15 protein-coding genes are annotated in these 18770 nt (G+C 45.8%); 11 read left to right on the forward strand and 4 right to left on the reverse strand.

Going from position 1 to position 18770, the window contains the following annotated elements:
* The first annotated feature begins 140 nt into the window (after nucleotides 1-140).
* The 6 genes from rpmH (at nucleotide 141) to BMZ72_RS18735 (ending at nucleotide 5155) form a co-directional block, all read left to right on the forward strand.
* Nucleotides 141-296, forward strand: a complete 156-nt coding sequence (gene rpmH, locus BMZ72_RS18710) for a 50S ribosomal protein L34 (protein WP_012788729.1) — start codon at nucleotides 141-143, stop codon at nucleotides 294-296.
* A 100-nt stretch (nucleotides 297-396) separates the two neighbouring features.
* Nucleotides 397-786 carry a ribonuclease P protein component gene (locus tag BMZ72_RS18715; protein ID WP_089811018.1) on the forward strand — a complete coding sequence of 130 codons (390 nt, stop codon included), beginning with the start codon at nucleotides 397-399 and terminating at the stop codon, nucleotides 784-786.
* Nucleotides 786-1016, forward strand: coding sequence for a membrane protein insertion efficiency factor YidD (gene yidD, locus BMZ72_RS18720; RefSeq protein ID WP_089811020.1), 231 nt, complete (start codon nucleotides 786-788; stop codon nucleotides 1014-1016). The genes BMZ72_RS18715 and yidD overlap by 1 nt, the downstream gene beginning before the upstream one ends.
* 118 nt (nucleotides 1017-1134) lie before the next feature.
* Entirely contained in the window at nucleotides 1135-2802 is a 1668-nt protein-coding gene (locus BMZ72_RS18725; protein ID WP_089811022.1) for a S41 family peptidase, read from the forward strand.
* A gap of 168 nt (nucleotides 2803-2970) precedes the next feature.
* Nucleotides 2971-4359 carry a Gfo/Idh/MocA family protein gene (locus tag BMZ72_RS18730; protein ID WP_089811023.1) on the forward strand — a complete coding sequence of 463 codons (1389 nt, stop codon included), beginning with the start codon at nucleotides 2971-2973 and terminating at the stop codon, nucleotides 4357-4359.
* A 10-nt stretch (nucleotides 4360-4369) separates the two neighbouring features.
* Nucleotides 4370-5155: a 3-keto-disaccharide hydrolase gene (locus BMZ72_RS18735; protein ID WP_255373233.1), complete on the forward strand. Its 786-nt coding sequence runs from the start codon at nucleotides 4370-4372 to the stop codon at nucleotides 5153-5155.
* Nucleotides 5156-5294: 139 nt separating this feature from the next.
* On the opposite strand, the gene BMZ72_RS18740 is transcribed toward BMZ72_RS18735, so the two are convergent.
* Nucleotides 5295-5900: a superoxide dismutase gene (locus BMZ72_RS18740; protein WP_012788735.1), complete on the reverse strand. Its 606-nt coding sequence runs from the start codon at nucleotides 5898-5900 to the stop codon at nucleotides 5295-5297.
* A 329-nt stretch (nucleotides 5901-6229) separates the two neighbouring features.
* On the opposite strand from BMZ72_RS18740, the gene BMZ72_RS18745 reads away from it, so the two are divergent.
* The 3 genes from BMZ72_RS18745 (at nucleotide 6230) to BMZ72_RS18755 (ending at nucleotide 8370) form a co-directional block, all read left to right on the forward strand.
* Nucleotides 6230-6934 (forward strand): LuxR C-terminal-related transcriptional regulator, encoded by a 705-nt coding sequence (locus BMZ72_RS18745; protein WP_089811026.1) that lies wholly within the window; start codon nucleotides 6230-6232, stop codon nucleotides 6932-6934.
* A gap of 152 nt (nucleotides 6935-7086) precedes the next feature.
* A complete protein-coding gene (locus tag BMZ72_RS18750) occupies nucleotides 7087-7296 on the forward strand; it encodes a hypothetical protein (RefSeq protein ID WP_012788737.1) in 210 nt (69 codons plus the stop codon).
* A 147-nt stretch (nucleotides 7297-7443) separates the two neighbouring features.
* Nucleotides 7444-8370, forward strand: a complete 927-nt coding sequence (locus BMZ72_RS18755) for an SPFH domain-containing protein (protein WP_089811028.1) — start codon at nucleotides 7444-7446, stop codon at nucleotides 8368-8370.
* Between the two features lie 62 nt (nucleotides 8371-8432).
* Here the strand turns inward: BMZ72_RS18755 and BMZ72_RS18760 are convergent, their stop codons facing one another.
* From BMZ72_RS18760 to BMZ72_RS18770, 3 genes are all read right to left on the reverse strand, one after another.
* Entirely contained in the window at nucleotides 8433-8873 is a 441-nt protein-coding gene (locus BMZ72_RS18760; protein WP_089811030.1) for a nucleoside deaminase, read from the reverse strand.
* 14 nt (nucleotides 8874-8887) lie between these two features.
* Entirely contained in the window at nucleotides 8888-11017 is a 2130-nt protein-coding gene (gene ligA / locus BMZ72_RS18765; protein ID WP_089811031.1) for an NAD-dependent DNA ligase LigA, read from the reverse strand.
* A 923-nt stretch (nucleotides 11018-11940) separates the two neighbouring features.
* On the reverse strand, nucleotides 11941-15267 hold the full coding sequence (locus tag BMZ72_RS18770) for a methylmalonyl-CoA mutase family protein (RefSeq protein ID WP_089811033.1): 3327 nt from the start codon (nucleotides 15265-15267) through the stop codon (nucleotides 11941-11943).
* Between the two features lie 177 nt (nucleotides 15268-15444).
* Here BMZ72_RS18770 and BMZ72_RS18775 point away from each other — a divergent pair, with 177 nt between their 5' ends.
* Entirely contained in the window at nucleotides 15445-16878 is a 1434-nt protein-coding gene (locus BMZ72_RS18775; RefSeq protein ID WP_089811035.1) for a glycoside hydrolase family 125 protein, read from the forward strand.
* 101 nt (nucleotides 16879-16979) lie between these two features.
* Nucleotides 16980-18761, forward strand: coding sequence for a MutS-related protein (locus BMZ72_RS18780; protein WP_089811037.1), 1782 nt, complete (start codon nucleotides 16980-16982; stop codon nucleotides 18759-18761).
* Nucleotides 18762-18770: the final 9 nt, after the last annotated feature.

An 18770-nucleotide genomic window follows, 5' to 3' on the forward strand; every position in this document is an offset into this window, starting at 1 on the left:
GGAGTCACTCCGGGGCAGTTTTTTTTAGAAAACACTTTACTATTTAAGAATTTTCCCTACCTTTGCCTTCCGTTTTAAAAACAGGATTCCGCAATCCGGGATAGTGTTTAGTATAGTACAGGTAAAAACAAAATATTAAAATGAAACGTACTTTTCAACCGCATAACAGACGCAGAAAGAGCGTTCATGGTTTTAGAAAGAGAATGGAAACTGCTAACGGCCGTAAAGTATTAGCTTCCCGTAGAGCTAAAGGACGTAAGAAATTAACAGTTTCTGACGAGCGGAAGCTGAAATAAGAACCGCTGTTTAACTGTGTAGCTGAGAAGCTCACAGGTTTTGAGGCTGGTTCACGATAGAACAGAATGTATCGCTATAGGTTGATAAATCGAACTTGCCATAAAAACTTATTCTTTTAACAAGGAAGAAAGGTTAAAAAGCAGAAAACTCATTGAAACGCTTTTTCGCGAAGGAAAAGCGTTTTCTGTTTTTCCCTACCGCATAGTATATATGCTGGTGGATCAACCTCTCAGTAAATATCCCGTACAGGTCGGCTTTAGCGCCTCTACGAAACGGTTCCCCCATGCCGTTGACCGTAACCGGGTAAAACGCCTTACGCGTGAATGCTGGCGCCTGCAAAAGCAGGAATTCTATAACACCTTGCAGCAACAGTCCCGTCAGCTGCTCGTTTTCTTTATCTATACAGATAAGAAAATAGCTCCCTACGCCACCCTGCACCATAAAATTTCGGTAATTTTAAAGAAGCTGGAAAAAGAAGTGGTGCAATAATGAAAGTCTTTCGATACTTAAGTTACCCGTTTATATGGCTTATCAGGATCTACCAATGGGGTCTCTCCCCGCTGCTGGGTGCTAACAAGTGCCGCTATACCCCCACCTGCTCCCAATACGGTGTGGAAGCCCTGCAAAAACATGGGCTGTTCAAAGGCGGCTACCTGACCATTAAACGCATATTGTCCTGCAACCCCTGGGGGGGCCATGGACACGATCCCGTACCTTAGGCCGGAAAGCACCCAGTTATTAGGATAGATCCCAATGTTTTAACAGTTTATGTTTAATAGATTGACTAATTTTCACAACAGAAGCTTTTTCTCTGTAACAGACTAACTGAAAGAACCTATGCGTGCATTTTTTCGCAGAAATAGAAGAATGATGCTGGTATTGGTGCTGCTGGTAGCCGGCGGTATGAGTATCATGGCTTATAATGAGAAGGATAAGTACTTCGAAATAGCCAAGAACCTGGATATATTCGCCGCTTTTTACCGCGAACTCAATACCTACTACGTAGATGAACTGCCTCCCGAAAAACTCATGCATAAAGGCATTGACGCCATGCTGGAAGAGACAGACCCATATACTGACTTTATACCGGAAGAAAATCTGGACGAACTGAAATTCATGGCCACCGGTAAATACGGTGGAGTAGGGGTCTCCGTCAATACAGACAGCGAACGCACTGTGATCACCGACGTCTACGAAGGTGGTCCTATGGATAAAGCAGGCGTGAAACCTGGTGATATCATCCTCTCACTCGATGGAAAGGATATCAAGGGAATGGACCAGGAAGAGATCAGCCGTATGCTGAAAGGTGCTCCGGGTTCTTCACTGGATATGGTCACCAAACATCCTGTTACCGGTGCTCAGAACAACAGAAGGATCAATCGTGAAGAGATCAATGTAAAAGCAGTCAGCTTCTCTGGTATCACCAACCGCGATATCGGTTATATCAGAATGACGCAGTTCACCGAAAACAGCGGCGAACTCGTACAGGGCGCTTTCGCAGAACTTAAAAAGCAATATCCTTCCATGAAGGGCCTGATCCTGGACCTCAGAGGTAACCCGGGTGGTTTACTGGATGAAGCAGTAGTGGTAGCCAACATCTTCGTGGATAAGAATAAAACGATCGTTAGTACAAAAGGAAAAGTAAAGAGCTGGGACAGAGAATATAAAACCGAGACATCCGCATTCGATGCGCATATCCCCCTGGTTGTACTGACCAACCGCTCCTCAGCTTCCGCTTCAGAAATCGTGGCAGGCGCTATTCAGGACCTCGACAGAGGCGTAATTGTCGGTCAGCGTTCCTTTGGTAAGGGATTGGTGCAAACCACGCGTCCGCTGCCTTATAATGCGAAACTGAAAGTAACGACCGCCAAATACTACACCCCAAGCGGCCGCTGTATCCAGGCAATTGACTATTCCCACAGAAACAGCGATGGAGAAGTGGAATATGTCGCAGATTCCGTGCGTAAATCCTTTAATACAGTAGCAGGCCGTAAAGTAAGAGATGGCGGTGGTATAGAACCGGATGACGCAGTAGAACCAACCCTGCTCAGCCAGGTAGCGATCACCCTGCTGCGTAAACAATACATCTTCGACTTCGCTACACAGTATTACTATAGTCACCCGAAAATTGCAGCTGCCAATACCTTCGAACTCAGTGAAGACGATTTCGCAGATTTTCTGAAATATCTCGATGGCAGAAACTATAGCTACAAAACCCGTAGTGAAGAAGCCCTGGAATCCTTTCAGGCTACTGCCAGAAAAGAGAAATACTACGATGCAGTAGCAAAAGAGTTTGAAGCATTGCAGGTGAAAATGAAACATGATAAGAAACAGGACCTGCTGAAGAATAAAACAGAGATCAAACGTCTGCTGGAAGAAGAGATCGCCAGCCGCTACTATATGCAGCGCGGACGTATTGAAAAATCACTGTCCAGTGATAATGAGGTCAATGAGGCAATCACCGTACTGCATTCGCCGGAACGTTATCAGCAATTACTGAAATAATACCTTCTTTTAAAAGGATAAAAGTCCATAGGCAGGCGGCTTTCGCACCTGTTTATGGACTTTTCTTTTTCAGGCAGCGGAGGGAAAAATTATGATTTCCGGCATTTTAATTTTAAATTATGCTTCTCTTCTCTACACACGTTATTAAAAACCAAAATAAAGAACCGCATGCCTGAAAATGCTAATAACAACTCTCGCAGGGGATTTATCACCAAAGTGGCGAAAGGAGTAGTGGGCGCCTCTTTATTGCCCAACATCATCACAGCAGCCGACAGAAAACGTAACCTCGAATCACTGTCGCGTGCAAACGAAAAGTATAGTGCCAATGACCAGATCCAGATCGCGCTGATCGGAGCCGGTGGTATGGGTACCGCGGATACAAATACCGCTATTACCGTACCGGGGGCTAAACTCATTGCCGCCTGTGATCTGTACGATGGCCGTCTTGCCGATGCCAGAAAGAAATGGGGCAACGACATCTTTACCACCCGTGATTATCGCGAGATACTGGAGCGTAAAGATGTAGATGCGGTGATCATTGCAACGCCCGATTTCTGGCACAAAGACATCTCTGTTGCTGCGATGAATAAAGGCAAATCCGTCTATTGTGAAAAACCCATGGTACACGACATTTCTGAAGGACCTGCTGTAGTAGAGGCACAACAGAAGAACAGCAAAGTGGTATACCAGGTAGGTAGTCAGGGGATGAGTTCTCTCGGTAATGAAAAAGCCAGACAATTGCTGAAAGACGGCGCTATCGGAAAACTCAATTATGCAGAAGGATTCTGGGCACGTATGTCTCCCTTCGGCGCCTGGCAGTACCCTATTCCTGCTGATGCTTCTACGAAAACCGTCGACTGGACCACTTATCTGAAAAACGCCCCCAAAAGAGATTTCGATCCCTTACGTTTCTTCCGCTGGCGTAATTACAGGGATTATGGTACCGGCGTATCCGGCGACCTGTTTGTACACCTGTTCTCCAGTCTGCATTTTGTAACCGGTTCTATCGGACCAGAAAAAGTAATGGCGACCGGTGGTCTTCGTTACTGGAAAGATGGCCGTGAAGTGCCTGATGTGATGCTCGGTATGTTTGACTATCCTGAAACAGAAGTACATCCTGCATTTAACCTTTCCCTGCGTGTAAACTTTGTGGATGGTACCGGTGGTACCAACTATCTGCGAATGGTGGGCAGCGAAGGTTCCATGACGGTAGAATGGGATAAAGTGACCCTGTATCGCAACAAGACATATGCAGCGACTGACGATCCTTTACTGCAAAGCAAAAAGGATGTGGATCATGGCAAGCAGTATGTATATGACCGTAAAGAAATGCTGCCGCCGGATAAGCTGGAATATGTAGCAGAAGAAGGCTATAAAGGCGCGCATTTTGATCACTTCTATAATCTGTTCAATGCAATGCGTACAGGTGGTAAAGTAAGCGAAGATGCCCTGTTTGGCTACCGCGCAGCGGCGCCTGCATTACTTTGTAACGATAGTTACTTCAATAACCGTATTATTCAATGGGATCCTAAAGCCCTGAAATCGATAAACAAATAAACCAAAGATCATGATGAAATTATTTGTTCCGGCATTATCAGTAATGGCCATCAGCCTGGCAGCATGCGGCGGTGGTTCAAATTCCACGTCGAATGACAGTACTACCGTTACAGCCGATACATCTGCAGCGCAGGCGCCTGTAACAGATGCAGCAGATAACCTGCTGTCAGATACAGAAAAATCAGAAGGATGGACATTGTTGTTCAACGGCCAGAATCTCGATGGCTGGCATATTTATAAAGGCAAACAGTCCAATAGCTGGACAGCCGATAACGGTACCCTGCACTGCCTGGGAAGCGAAAAAGACAAGAGTGATAAACGTGCAGATCTGACTTCCGACAGTACCTACGAGAACTTTGAGTTCCGTACCGACTGGAAGATCGCACCAAAAGGTAACAGCGGGATTATCTATCTGGCTTCAGAAGACCAGGAATCAGCTTATCTGAGCGGTCCTGAGTATCAGCTGATCGATGATGAGAACTTCCCTGAAAAACTGGAAGACTGGCAGAAAACCGGCGCTAACTACGCAATGGGTGCTCCGCTGGTAGCTGCGGCTAAACCAGTTGGGGAGTGGAACCATACCCGTATTGTTGTGAATAAGGGACATGTGGAGCACTGGCTGAATGGTCAGAAGACCGCTGACTATCAGATCGGTTCTCCTGAATGGAAGAAAGCCAGAAAAGAAGGTAAATGGAAAGATGCCAAAGCTTACGGTGAAACAAAGAAAGGTCATATCGACCTGCAGGATCACGGAAGCGAAGTATGGTTCAGAAATGTAAAGATCAAACAACTGTAGATAATAAGGGGACTTGTCAGTATCAACGCTCCCTTTGCATCGCTTAAAGGATTGCCTGATCACACCAGGCACCAGAACGGAAAAGAGGCTGCCTCAAAATATTGAGCAGCCTCTTTTCTTTATTGGAAAGCCGTTAAAATTATTTAGCAGCTTCGTAGTTCTTAGCTACTTCGCTCCAGTTAACCACGCTCCAGAAAGCTTTCAGGTATTCCGGACGACGGTTCTGATATTTCAGGTAGTAAGCGTGTTCCCAAACGTCGATACCCAGAACTGGTGTGCCTTTTACTTCAGCAACGTCCATCAGTGGGTTGTCCTGGTTTGGAGTGGAAGTGATTTCCAGTTTACCGTCTTTTACGATCAGCCATGCCCAACCGGAACCGAAACGGGTAGCACCAGCGTTAGCGAATTTCTCTTTGAATTCTTCGAAAGAACCGAAAGTGCTCTTGATAGCATCTGCCAGTGCGCCTGTAGGTTCACCACCTGCATTAGGGCCGATCACTTTCCAGAAGAAGCTGTGGTTCCAGTGACCACCACCGTTGTTTCTTACAGCAGGGCTGATCTTACCAGCGCTTGCTACCAGCTCTTCCAGGGATTTATTTTCATTTTCAGTACCGGCAATCGCTTTGTTCAGGTTGTCTACATATGCCTGATGGTGCTTACCGTGGTGAATTTCCATTGTCAGTTTATCAATATGCGGTTCCAGTGCGTCGTGTGCGTACGGTAAGCTCGGAAGTGTAAATGCCATAACTTAATGTTTTTATTGTGTTAATGAATATGTATCTCAAAAAGAGTTTCCAAATTTACTGCCTAATATCATAAATATCAAACAAGGCTGTGCCTGGCGATATAATTAGAACTAGGTGGTTTCGCCCAATTCGCATACCAATTATGTTGGATATATACTTTTTTATTTTATATTTACGTTAAGCGTTGTAACAAATTTTCGTGTTACATTCCTGTTCGTTTAAACTTGAAAGTTACAATACTAGACAATCCTGCGCTACGTAGGATCAGGTTTACTATGTCACTCCTGACCCCTTAAGTTTCAGCTATTGTTTGTATAAAACTTAATGTATGTTGACAGATTCGGACATGGGCCAGAGCTATTCCCTCAACGCCTTACAAAAGGAAAATGAACTGTTAAAGACCCGCATCCAGTCACTGGAAAGTCTTTTAGACCATTTCCCCGCTATGCTTTATACTCACCAGAACAATTCCAAAACGATCAACTGGTGTAACCGCTATATGGAAGATGTAACAGGATACACTTTAGCGGAAATGAATAGTCTGGGATTGGATTTCTTTAAAAAAGTCATGCATCCCGATGATTTTGAACTGGCTGTCATAGCCCAACAGTCGTTCAAAGAGAATAAGAATGTATTTGGGGGAGTGTTGCGGTTTCGTAAACGGGGCGCCGAAAACTGGCGCTGGCTGACAGGCATTGCTATTCCCTATAGCCGGGATGACGCAGGTGGTGTAAAAGAGGTGATCTGTGCATTTGTGGATATGACCATGGCCATGGATACCAATGACCAGCTGACTGAAGCCATGCTGGATGTCATGCGCCGGAAACATGAAGATCTCATCAGTAAACTCACCCCGCGTGAGAAAGATATTCTCAAACTCACTGTGAAAGGATTGAATAACAAAGAGATAGCTGCTGAGCTGAATCTAAGCCGTTATACCATAGAAACCCATCGTAAAAATATCCGGATCAAGTTGAAAGTCCGCAATACAACTGAATTAATCGCTTTAGCAAGAAAGGTTGGTTATCAATAAATTATGTAGTGTAAACAGTCTGTGGGCATAACAAATACGGGTAAAAATACCCAAGCTTGGGTATTTGATGCCAGGATAAAGTCGACTAATTTAGTGGCATTAGAAAAACAGATTTTTTAAACGTTAGAAAGACATCCGAAACCCCTATTGCTATGATTACAGATGAAAGTGCGTTGAGTATCTTGCAGCTTGACCGTTCAGCAACAGCAGAGGAGATAATGGCGAGATATGAAATGTTGAAATATCAATATAAAAAGATCAAGGACGAGACGGGCGATCTCAGAACCCGGCTTGCTTACCAGTTGAAGCAGATCGAACTTGACGACGTATACATTTACTTTACAAGGAAACAAAGAATATGACCTAAGCGAATTGAACATTCATTCGTTGTGTTTTTAACTCGGCTTTCGTCCGTTGTTTGTATCTTTTCTGAATCTTAACTTTCTCAGGTAAAGTCATTTCCATATTGTCGTCTTTTATCATACATTTATACTCATAAACTCCAAATTATGAGTATTGCTTACATTGTAATCGGCGTCATTATCCTGTTGATCCTACTTTCGAGTTTCGTAACCGTACAACAGGGTACAATAGGCGTTACTACTATCTTCGGAAAGTATAACCGTATACTGTTCCCTGGCCTGAACTTTAAAATTCCACTGGTTGAAAAGGTATTTAAACGCATCTCTATCCAGAACCGTTCGGTAGAACTGGAATTCCAGGCTATTACCGTTGACCAGGCCAATGTTTACTTCAAGGCTATGCTCCTCTATTCCGTATGGAATCAGGACGAAGAAACCATCAAAAACGTAGCATTTAAGTTTGTGGATGAACGTAGTTTCATGCAGGCACTGGTACGTACCATTGAAGGTTCTATCCGCGGTTTCGTGGCTACCAAACGTCAGTCAGAAGTACTGGGTCTGCGCCGCGATATTACTGAGCATGTAAAAGAACAGATTGACCAGACCCTGGAAGCCTGGGGCTTTCACTTACAGGATCTGCAGATGAACGATATCACCTTTGATGATGCGATCATGAAATCCATGGCGCAGGTAGTGGCTTCCAATAACCTGAAAGCTGCTGCTGAAAACGAAGGTCAGGCATTGCTGATCACCAAGACCAAAGCAGCTGAAGCGGATGGTAATGCGATTAAGATCGCAGCCGAAGCAGAACGTCAGGCGGCCCAGTTACGTGGTATGGGTGTGGCATTGTTCCGTGAAGAGGTGGCTAAAGGTATGACCATGGCGGCTAAAGAAATGCAGCAGGCTAACCTGGATACTTCCGTGATCCTGTTCTCTATGTGGACAGAAGCTATTAAACACTTCGCTGAAAATAGTAAGGGAAATGTGATCTTCCTGGATGGTTCTTCTGAAGGAATGGATCATACCATGCAGCAGATGATGGCGATGAACAAACTGATGGAAAAGAAGAACTAAACGTTATACATATTGCTGAAAGAAAAGCGGCGTTGTCTCTGGTGAGGCAACGCCGCTTTCATTTATTTTCTTCGCTGTTCGAAAAATGTCTTTACTAACTGTAAACTCTCTTCTTCACATGGCCCTTGCTCTACTTTCGTTTTGGGATGGAAAGGGGAGGTAGCGCCTGCTACTCTGCGATAACTGTTCTTCTCATCTTTTGCCGCGTATACGATGCGCCCGATCTTGCTCCAGTAAAGCGCTCCTGCACACATCAGGCAAGGCTCCAGCGTCACGTATAAAGTGGCGTCCATGAGATACTTGCTGCCCAGGTAATTGAAAGCGGCTGTCAGTGCCAGCATTTCTGCATGCGCCGTACAGTCGTTCAACATTTCTACCTGATTGCTGCCTTTACCAATGATCTTATCACTCAGTACCACTACAGCGCCAACAGGTACTTCTCCGGCATCAAATGCTTTCCGGGCTTCACGAAGCGCCTGCTGCATATAGTATTTATCATCCATGCTCCTCGTCTGCTTTATGATTCTGTAACCGGAGTTTGTGACTCGATCAGGGTGAGGAATTCATCTTCCGTCAGTATCCTGATCGTATTGATCTTTTTCGCTTTTTCCAGTTTGCTGCCGGCCTCTTCACCAACGATCAGGAAGTTCAGCTTGCTGCTTACACCGCTTAATATTTTACCGCCCTGTTGCTCTACCATCGCTTCTGCATCATTGCGTTTCAGCTTGTTCAGCGTACCGGTGAAAAGGAAGGTTTGTCCGTCGAGACTACCGCCGCCCTGATGATCTGCTTTGGTGCTTTTCAGATTAAGTCCCAGTGACTCTAATTCTTCCAGCATACGGATACTATCATCCAGGTGGAAGAACTGGTTGATACTACCGGCTACTTTCGGTCCGATATCTTCCAGTGCGAGTAACTGTTCTTCTGTCCAGTCTTTGAGGTCCAGCAGATGGTTAACAGCATTGGCGAGTGTCTTAGCCGTTGTTTCGCCTACATAGCGAATACCCAGACCGAATATCAGTCTGTGTAAAGGCTGCGTTTTTGACTGCTCAATGGCGCTTTGCAGATTGGTGAGTGATTTCTTACCAAAGCCTTCCAGCTTTTCCAGTTGGGCGAAGTCTATTTTATAAATACCCGGAATGTCTTTCATCAGTCCCAGGCCATAGAATTTACGTACGTTGCTCTCTCCCAGACTACGAATATCCATTGCGTCTTTGCTGACGAAGTGGATCATTCTTTCTACTACCTGTGCTTCACACATGAGGTTAATACAGCGCCATACGCTTTCACCTTCTGGTTTGAACAGTGGTTCATTACACACCGGACATTCCGTAGGGAATCTGATCTCTTCTTCCGTACCATCGCGCATATCCGCGAGTGATTTCACGATGTAGGGAATAACGTCACCTGCTCTTTCTACCAGCACGGTATCACCTATTTTCAGGTCCTTTTCTTTTACTACATCTTCATTGAATAATGAAATGGAACCAACCGTAACACCGCCAATAGGTACAGGATCGATTTTCGCAACAGGTGTAACGGAACCGGTACGACCTACCTGGAATTCAACCCTGCGCAGTTTACTGGTCGCCTGTCTGGCTTTGAATTTATAAGCCATTGCCCAGCGCGGGTGGTGGGTGGTCATGCCCAGTTTGTCCTGCAGGGCATAATCATTCACCTTGATCACCATACCATCTATTTCATAAGGCAGATTGTCTCTTTCCTTCTCAAATTCCAGTACATAATCAATCACTGCCTGGATACCTTTTACCACTTTCATTTCCTTGGCAGGAGAGCGGAAGCCAAGGGTGGCCAGCAGTTGCAGGGTATTACTGTGTGTTTTGATCTCCTGTGGCTCAGCTTTTCCATCATCCATCACGTGATAGCTCATGTGGTAGAGGAATGCTTCCAGTCCGCGTTTGGCTACTTCACGCGGATCCACCATACGGAGTGAACCTGAAGCGGCATTGCGCGGATTGGCCAGCGGAGGCAGGTTATCAGCTATACGCTGGTCATTATATGCTTTGAACGTATTCTTATTGATCAGCACTTCTCCTCTGATCTCTATGGATTGAATGCCATGCGCTGCGAAGTGTGCACTCAGCGGAATAGACCGTATCTGTTTGATATTAGCAGTAATATCTTCTCCGGATACGCCATCGCCGCGGGTAGCGCCACGTGTCAGCTTATCATTCTCATAAATCAGGGAAATACTGGCGCCATCAAACTTTGGTTCAATACAGTACTCGATCTCCGTCAGACCGCTGATCTCACGGGCCTTACGGTCCCAGTCGTTGAGATCATCCGCATTGTAGGAGTTTTCCAGACTTAACATCGGTACCAGATGCTGTACTGTGGGGAAATTCTTTGAAATACCCAGTGCAACGCGCTGAGTGGGGGAGTCGGCGCTGACTTTGTCCGGATTAGCGGTTTCCAGTTCTTTCAACCAGGCAAACAACTGATCGTATTCGTAATCACTTAAAACGGGGTCACTTTGCACATAATAACGCCAGTCGTTGTAAATAATAACCCGGCGCAGGTTCTCCAGCGTACTATCCAGGTCCTGGATAGTTTCTTTTTGCTGCAATTTTCCTAACAGGTCCTTTGCTAATTGAAGCAAAGTGATTTCTATTTCTTTCGTATACATATAAAAAATGCTATCAGAACGTAAAATACAAATACTTTGAAAGTAATGGTTAAAATCATTTAAATCGGCCACTGTGGCTCATTGGCTTATAATTTCGTATTTTTTACACTTATTATTTTTAAAAAAAAGATGTTAAAAATGTTTTTTATTAACAAAAATTTAATTAAGATTGTGTAACGAAACGAAAGTATCTGAAAGGCCAAAATTTAAATCTGAGTTTCTAAGGTAGCAATTGCCAATTTGAAGACCCGCTACGAAAGAAATTCAAATGAACGAAGAAATGTAGAGATTCAAACATATTGCTTTTATATTATTCCATGTTACGTAAAAACACGCTTTTATAAATTTCCATGTTAGTGCTTTTATGATTCTACGTTAGTGCTTTTATATAATTCTACGTTAATGCTTTTATGTAATTCCATGTTAGAATATTAGCTTTTATAAGTTCCACGTTTTATAGATTCCACGTAAAATATTATCTAATTCCACGTCAATGAAATCTAGCGATGTGCATTTTGCCTCGTGTAGATTTTCTTCCCCTGCATAAATTTTTTATGCAGGGGCATTTTATTTATAGGCGTTTTTATACCTGGAAAACAGGCTGCCACCCGCAAAAGAAACATTTCGAAATGAAATAGCAATGATAGGTGATACATAGCCTCCTCAGCCATAATCACTTGTCAGGTATACAAACAATTGTCCGTTCAGTGTATCTTCCTGTTAAAAATAACATTGCCTTGAATCCTTTATGGTGGCTGGTTCAGGGTTTATTTCTACCATTAAAGGCCCATTACGCCGCTATTACGCCGCTATTTCTTCGCTTATGAGCGAAGAAATAGCGGCGTAATAGCGGCGTAGTAAGGGTGTAGTACGAAGAAAAGGGCATTTATACGAAGAAAACAAGGCTTTTCACCGGTTTACGCCTACATATTTCTTCTGTACTGACCACCTACTTCATAAAGTGCATGTGTAATTTGTCCGAGAGAGCAATGTTTCACTGTTTCCATCAGTTCTTCAAACAGATTCCCATTGTTAATGGCTACCTGCTGGAGTTGTTGTAATGCAGCAGTGCTGCGGTGATGATGTCGCTGTTGGAAAGCCGTCAGGGTATTGATCTGGAATTCCTTTTCTTCCTGTGTAGACCGGATCACCTCTTCCGGAATAACTGTCGGAGAGCCTTTTTTATTCAGGAAAGTATTCACACCAACGATCGGATAATCACCGGTATGTTTGAGCGATTCGTAATGCAGGCTTTCTTCCTGGATCTTATTACGCTGATACATTCTTTCCATTGCACCCAATACACCGCCTCTTTCCGTGATCCGCTGGAATTCTGCCATCACGGCTTCTTCTACCAGGTCAGTCAGTTCTTCGATAAAAAAAGATCCCTGTGTAGGATTCTCATTTTTCGCAGTACCTAATTCCCGGTTGATGATCAGCTGGATAGCCATTGCCCTGCGCACGCTTTCTTCTGTAGGCGTGGTAATGGCCTCATCATAGGCGTTCGTATGTAATGAGTTACAGTTATCGTAAATGGCGTATAATGCCTGTAAGGTGGTACGGATATCGTTGAAGTCAATTTCCTGTGCATGCAGACTACGGCCGGAAGTCTGAATATGATATTTCAGTTTCTGCGAACGGTCATTGCCTTTGTATTTATACTTGATCGCTTTCGCCCATATCCGGCGGGCTACACGACCGATCACCGCATATTCAGGGTCCATTCCATTGCTGAAGAAGAACGAGAGATTAGGCGCAAAGTCATCGATATGCATACCGCGGCTCAGGTAATATTCCACATAGGTGAAACCATTCGCCAGTGTGAAAGCCAGCTGCGTGATAGGATTAGCGCCTGCTTCTGCAATGTGATAGCCGGAAATGCTGACAGAGTAGAAATTGCGCACTTTCTGACTGATGAAATATTCCTGTACATCACCCATCAGCTTTAGTGCAAATTCAGTGGAGAAAATACAGGTATTCTGTGCCTGATCTTCTTTCAGAATATCTGCCTGCACCGTACCCCGCGCAGTAGATAATGCATGCGCCTTTATCTTTTCATAGATCTCTTTATCCAGTACCTCATCACCGGAAATCCCTAACAGTTTTAATCCCAGACCGTCATTGCCGGCTGGCAGATCGCCATTGTAATGAGGTAATGGATTATCGCTGAACTTTGCTTTGATCAGTGCATTCACTTTATCAGTCAGCCCATTCGCAGCGATATATTTTTCACACTGCTGATCGATAGCCGCATTCATGAAGAAGGCCAGCAGTATCGGTGCCGGACCGTTAATGGTCATAGACACAGAGGTCTTCGGATCACAGAGATCGAAGCCACTATACAGTTTTTTGGCATCATCCACAGTAGCAATGCTGACACCTGAGTTACCTACTTTTCCGTAAATATCCGGCCGGTGTGCAGGATCTTCTCCATACAGGGTCACACTGTCAAATGCAGTGCTGAGACGCTTGGCCGGCTGATCCAGAGATACATAGTGAAAGCGTTTATTGGTACGTTCCGGTCCGCCTTCTCCGGCAAACATACGGGTAGGATCTTCGCCTTCCCTTTTCAGCGGAAATACACCTGCTGCATAAGGGAATTCTCCCGGCAGATTTTCAGTCAGCTGCCAGCGGAGAATATCGCCCCAGTCGTTATATCTCGGCAGACTGATTTTAGGTATAGCAGACTGTGAAAGGCTTTCGCTGTAAAGCGGCAGTTTGATCACTTTATCTCTGACCTGGAATTCGTAGAAAGGAGCCGTGTATTGTTTTTTCAGCGCCGGCCAGTTGTCCAGTAATTGCTGGCATTCCGGATGTAACTGTGTGCGCAGGTGAGCGGCAATATCTGCCATTGCCTGCTGCTGATCTTCATTCAGCAGAGAAGCGGCTCCCTGTAACTGATACAGACGCGTGGCGATATTGCATTGTTCGTCTACCCATTTCCCATAATCGTGGATGCTTTCATTGATCTCAGCCAGATAACGTACCCGTGCCGGCGGAATGATCTGCGATTTGGTAGTAGTGGCATCGGTTGTCTCGTGTGTAACATTACCGAAACGAACAGATTTTTTTTCATCGATCACTGCCAGCAATTTCTCAAAGAGCTGATTAATGCCATGGTCGTTGAACTGAGACGCGATGGTGCCGATCACCGGTAACTGGTCGTCGGTGGCGGTCCACAGGCTATGATTGCGTTTAAATTGCTTGCGTACATCATGCAGCGCGTCCAGTGCGCCTGCTTTATCAAACTTGTTGATAGCGATAACATCTGCATAATCCAGCATGTTGATCTTCTCCAGCTGAGAAGCAGCGCCATATTCAGGCGTCATCACATAGAGGGCTACATCGCAGTGATCTGTAATGGCGGTATCACTCTGGCCGATACCGGAAGTTTCCAGTATGATCAGATCAAAACCAGCGGTTTTACAGATATCGATCGCTTCCTGTACGTGTGCGCTGACGGCTTTATCACTTTCCCTGGTAGCGAGGGAGCGCATATAGGCGCGGGGATGGTGGATCGCATTCATACGGATACGGTCTCCCAGGAGGGCGCCACCGGTCTTTTTCTTGGAAGGGTCTACAGAAATGACGGCGATGGTCTGCTGATCAAAACTGCGGAGGAAGCGGCGCACGATCTCATCCGTCACACTGCTTTTACCCGCCCCACCGGTACCGGTAATACCTAAAACGACGCCAGCCCCTGTTTTCCGGGTGGGAAGCGTATCGGGCAACTGGTCATTTTCGGCTACGGTGATCGCCTGGGCAATCAGTTTGTCATTGCGGGAAGGCAGTTCCTGCAAATGGCCATTCAGCCCTTTGGTGGTGGTAAAATCGCATTGTCTGATCACATCTTCGATCATTCCTTCCAGTCCCATCTGACGGCCGTCGTCAGGAGAATAGAGCCGGGTAATACCGTATTGATGCAGTTCTGCTATTTCGGAAGGGAGGATGGTACCTCCGCCACCGCCAAATATTTTGATGTGACCGCATCCTTTTTCCCGGAGGAGGTCATACATGTACTTGAAAAATTCAAGGTGTCCACCCTGATAAGAAGTAATGGCAATACCCTGAGCATCTTCCTGGATGGCACAGTCCACAATTTCCGCTGCCGAACGATTGTGGCCCAGGTGGATCACTTCCGCGCCTTTTGCCTGCATAATGCGGCGCATAATGTTAATGGCTGCATCGTGTCCGTCAAAAAGAGAGGCTGCCGTTACGATACGGACCTTGTTTGATAGGTTGTCAGTCATATTGTTCTGGTGTTTGAACGTGGTTACGGCAAACGTGGAGCCGGTAAAGTCCGTAATTTACGAAAATCGTAACTGTGGAATATTGCCGTATTTTTTTATTTTCACCCCATTATTCACGTTTATGAGTTGCAGGTCGTAGAAACAAATGCAATCGTAATAGAAAAATCTATATCAGCAATGGTGGCAAGAAGAGATTTTATCAGAAACAGCAGTTTGCTGGCAGGCGCGGTAGCGCTGGGTTTCCCTAAGGCGGTATTCAGTAATCCGCTGGGTTATACTTCCCAACGTCCTCCGCTGGCACAACGTAAGTTTACCAGTCAGGCAGTGGAAAAGGCGATTACGAATATTAAAAAGGAGATCGCTGACCAGAAACTGGGCTGGATGTTTGAGAACTGTTTTCCGAACACCCTGGATACTACCGTACAGTTTAAGGTAGAAAATGGCCGTCCGGATACATTTGTACTGACCGGCGATATCCACGCAATGTGGCTGCGCGACTCCACCGCACAGGTTTGGCCTTATCTGTCTCTGATAAAAGAAGACGATAAACTGAAACAACTGATCGCGGGTGTGGTGAACAGGCAGACCAAATGCGTACTGATCGATCCGTATGCGAATGCCTTCAACGAAGGACCGACCGGTAGTGAGTGGGATTCCGATCTGACCGAAATGAAACCTGAGCTGCACGAGCGTAAATGGGAAATTGACTCCCTGTGTTATACCGTGCGTCTGGCTTATAACTACTGGAAAGTAAGTGGTGATGCAAGTGTACTGGATGATACTTATAAAAAAGCTGCTAAAACCATCGTGAAGACTTTCAAAGAGCAGCAGCGTAAAGAAGGTAAAGGTCCTTACAAATTCCAGCGTAAGACGCCGATCCAGTCAGATACTGCACCAAATGGCGGTTGGGGTGCACCAATGCAGCCGGTTGGACTGATCGTTTCCCTGTTCCGTCCTTCTGATGATGCGACTGTATTCCCGTTCCTGATCCCATCTAACATGTTTGCCGTAGTATCCCTGCGTCAGCTGAGCGAGATCAGCGAAGTGGTATTCAAAGACGCCGCTTTTGCAAAAGAGTGTACAGAACTGGCTGACGAGGTAGACAGAGCGATCAAGGCATATGCGATCGTAGAACATCCGCAGCTGGGTCATATGTATCCGCTGGAAGTGGATGGTTACGGTAACCGCCTGTTCCTGGATGATACCAACGTACCAAGTCTGCTGTCAATCCCTTATCTGGGTTATACCACAGCTGACGATCCGCTGTATCAGAACTCCCGTCACTTTGTATGGAGCACTTTCCATTGCTGGTTCTACAAAGGTAAATATGGTGATGGTGTAGGCAGTCCGCACACCGGTCCTGATTACATCTGGCCAATGAGTATCATCATGAAGGCGCTGACCAGCAGTAATCCGGATGAAATCGCTGAGTGTATCAAAACCCTGCGTAACACAGATGGCGATACCGGCTTTATCCATGAGTCTTATCACAAGGATGATCCAACGAAATACACCCGTAAATGGTTTGCATGGGCGAATACCCTGTTTGGTGAGCTGATCCTGAAAGTAAGCCAGGAATATCCGCAGCTGCTGAAAAAACAGTACGCGTAACTATTACTCAATAATATAGTCTTTCAAATTGCTCATCCTTCGCATTTATGCGGAGGATGAGTATTTTTGGACCTGTTTATAACAAAACTAATCCGTAACCCATGACGCCCCTGGCTATATACGAGCAACAGATTAATGATTATAAGGTAGAGATTTCGCAGGTACAGCGTCGTCTGAGTATACTTGGCTGGACAAGGCTGGCTTTTTTTGTAGCCGCATTGTACTGTGGGTATGCGTTTTTCAGCCGGCATTTTGATTATGCCTGGCTGGCGGCAGCGATCGTATTGCTGGGGGGATTTGTCGTGTTACTGATCCGCTATCTGTCCCAACAGGAAAAGCTCACATTGCTGAAGACCTTCCTGGAGCTGAATGAGAAAGAGTGGCAGCTGGCGGCTTCGGGGCAGTCAGGGTTTGATGATGGGTTACGCTTCGCGGATGAACAGCATCCGTATACCGGCGATCTGGATGTATTCGGACATGCCTCACTTTATGCCCATGTAAACCGTACAGGGACGCTGCTGGGTAGTAATGCGCTTGCGGATGCGCTGAAAACGCCTTTACAGGGTGTGGAGCAGATCGCACAAACGCAGGCAGTGATCAGGGAACTTGCCCCAAGATTTAAATTCAGACAGCTGTTTGCAGTACATGCAACGCTGACGAATGAGCAGCCGGAAGATGTGGCCGGATTGAAAAAATGGTTATCCCGGCCCCTGGAATTCCTGGATAAAAAATGGCTGAACATCGCACGCTGGCTGATGCCGGCATTGCTGGTAGTGGGAGCGGTCTTTTATTTTATAACAGACCAGTACTATCTCTTCACCTGCTTCTTTTGTGTAAACCTGGTCATACTGGGTATGAATGTGAAGAAGGTGAACGATCAGCATCAGCTGCTTTCCAATAAAGAAAAGACCTTTGGCCGGTTCGCCCTGCTGCTGCGGCTGGTCAATGCAGAAAGTGCCGGTAGTGCAGTACTGCTGAAAGAACAACAGGAAAAGGCAACGGCAGCCAATAATGCCCTGCATCAGTTGTCAGGGATCTGTAGTGCTATGGACCAGCGGCTGAATCAACTGGTAGGTGTTGCATTGAATGCCCTTGTATTGTATGACCTGCATTGTGTATTTGCCCTGGAGAAATGGAAGGAGCGTAACAAAGAAGAAGTACAGGGCTGGCTGGATGTGATCGCCCGGATGGAAGTCTGGAACAGCATGGCCACTTTTGCCTACAATCACCCAGGATATATTTACCCTGAGATCACGGACGAAAAGTCCCGTCTGATCGCGACTGGTATCGGCCATCCACTGATTCCGGCAGAAGAGTGTGTGAGAAATGGTATCACTATCGGCAACCCGCAGGAGTTCCTGATCATTACCGGGTCTAACATGAGCGGTAAGAGTACTTTCCTGCGCAGTGTGGGCAGTAACCTGCTGATGGGCATGTGTGGTATGCCGGTATGTGCAGAGAGTTTCAGCTGTAGTCCGATGCAGATCATGACCTCTATGCGTATCAAAGATTCTATTGCGAAGCATACCTCTTATTTCCAGGCGGAATTATTACGCCTGCAACAGATTGTGGAAGTATTGAAAGGAGGAGAGCGCGTATTTATTTTGCTGGATGAGATCCTGAAAGGGACTAATTCGGAAGATAAACTATCCGGCTCCCGCAGACTGATCGAGCATTTCCTGCAATATCATTGTCTGGGGATGATCGCTACGCATGACCTGGAACTGGGACACCTGGAGGAGACTTATCCGCAGCGGATCCGGAACTATTGTTTTGAAAGCACTATCAAGGATGACCAGCTTTTCTTTGATTACCGGATACGGGAGGGAGTGGCGCGTAATAAGAATGCGACCTTCCTGATGCAAAAGATGGAAATAATATGATTTGGGTGA

This window comes from Chitinophaga sp. YR627, assembly GCF_900114995.1.
Taxonomy (GTDB): Bacteria; Bacteroidota; Bacteroidia; order Chitinophagales; family Chitinophagaceae; genus Chitinophaga.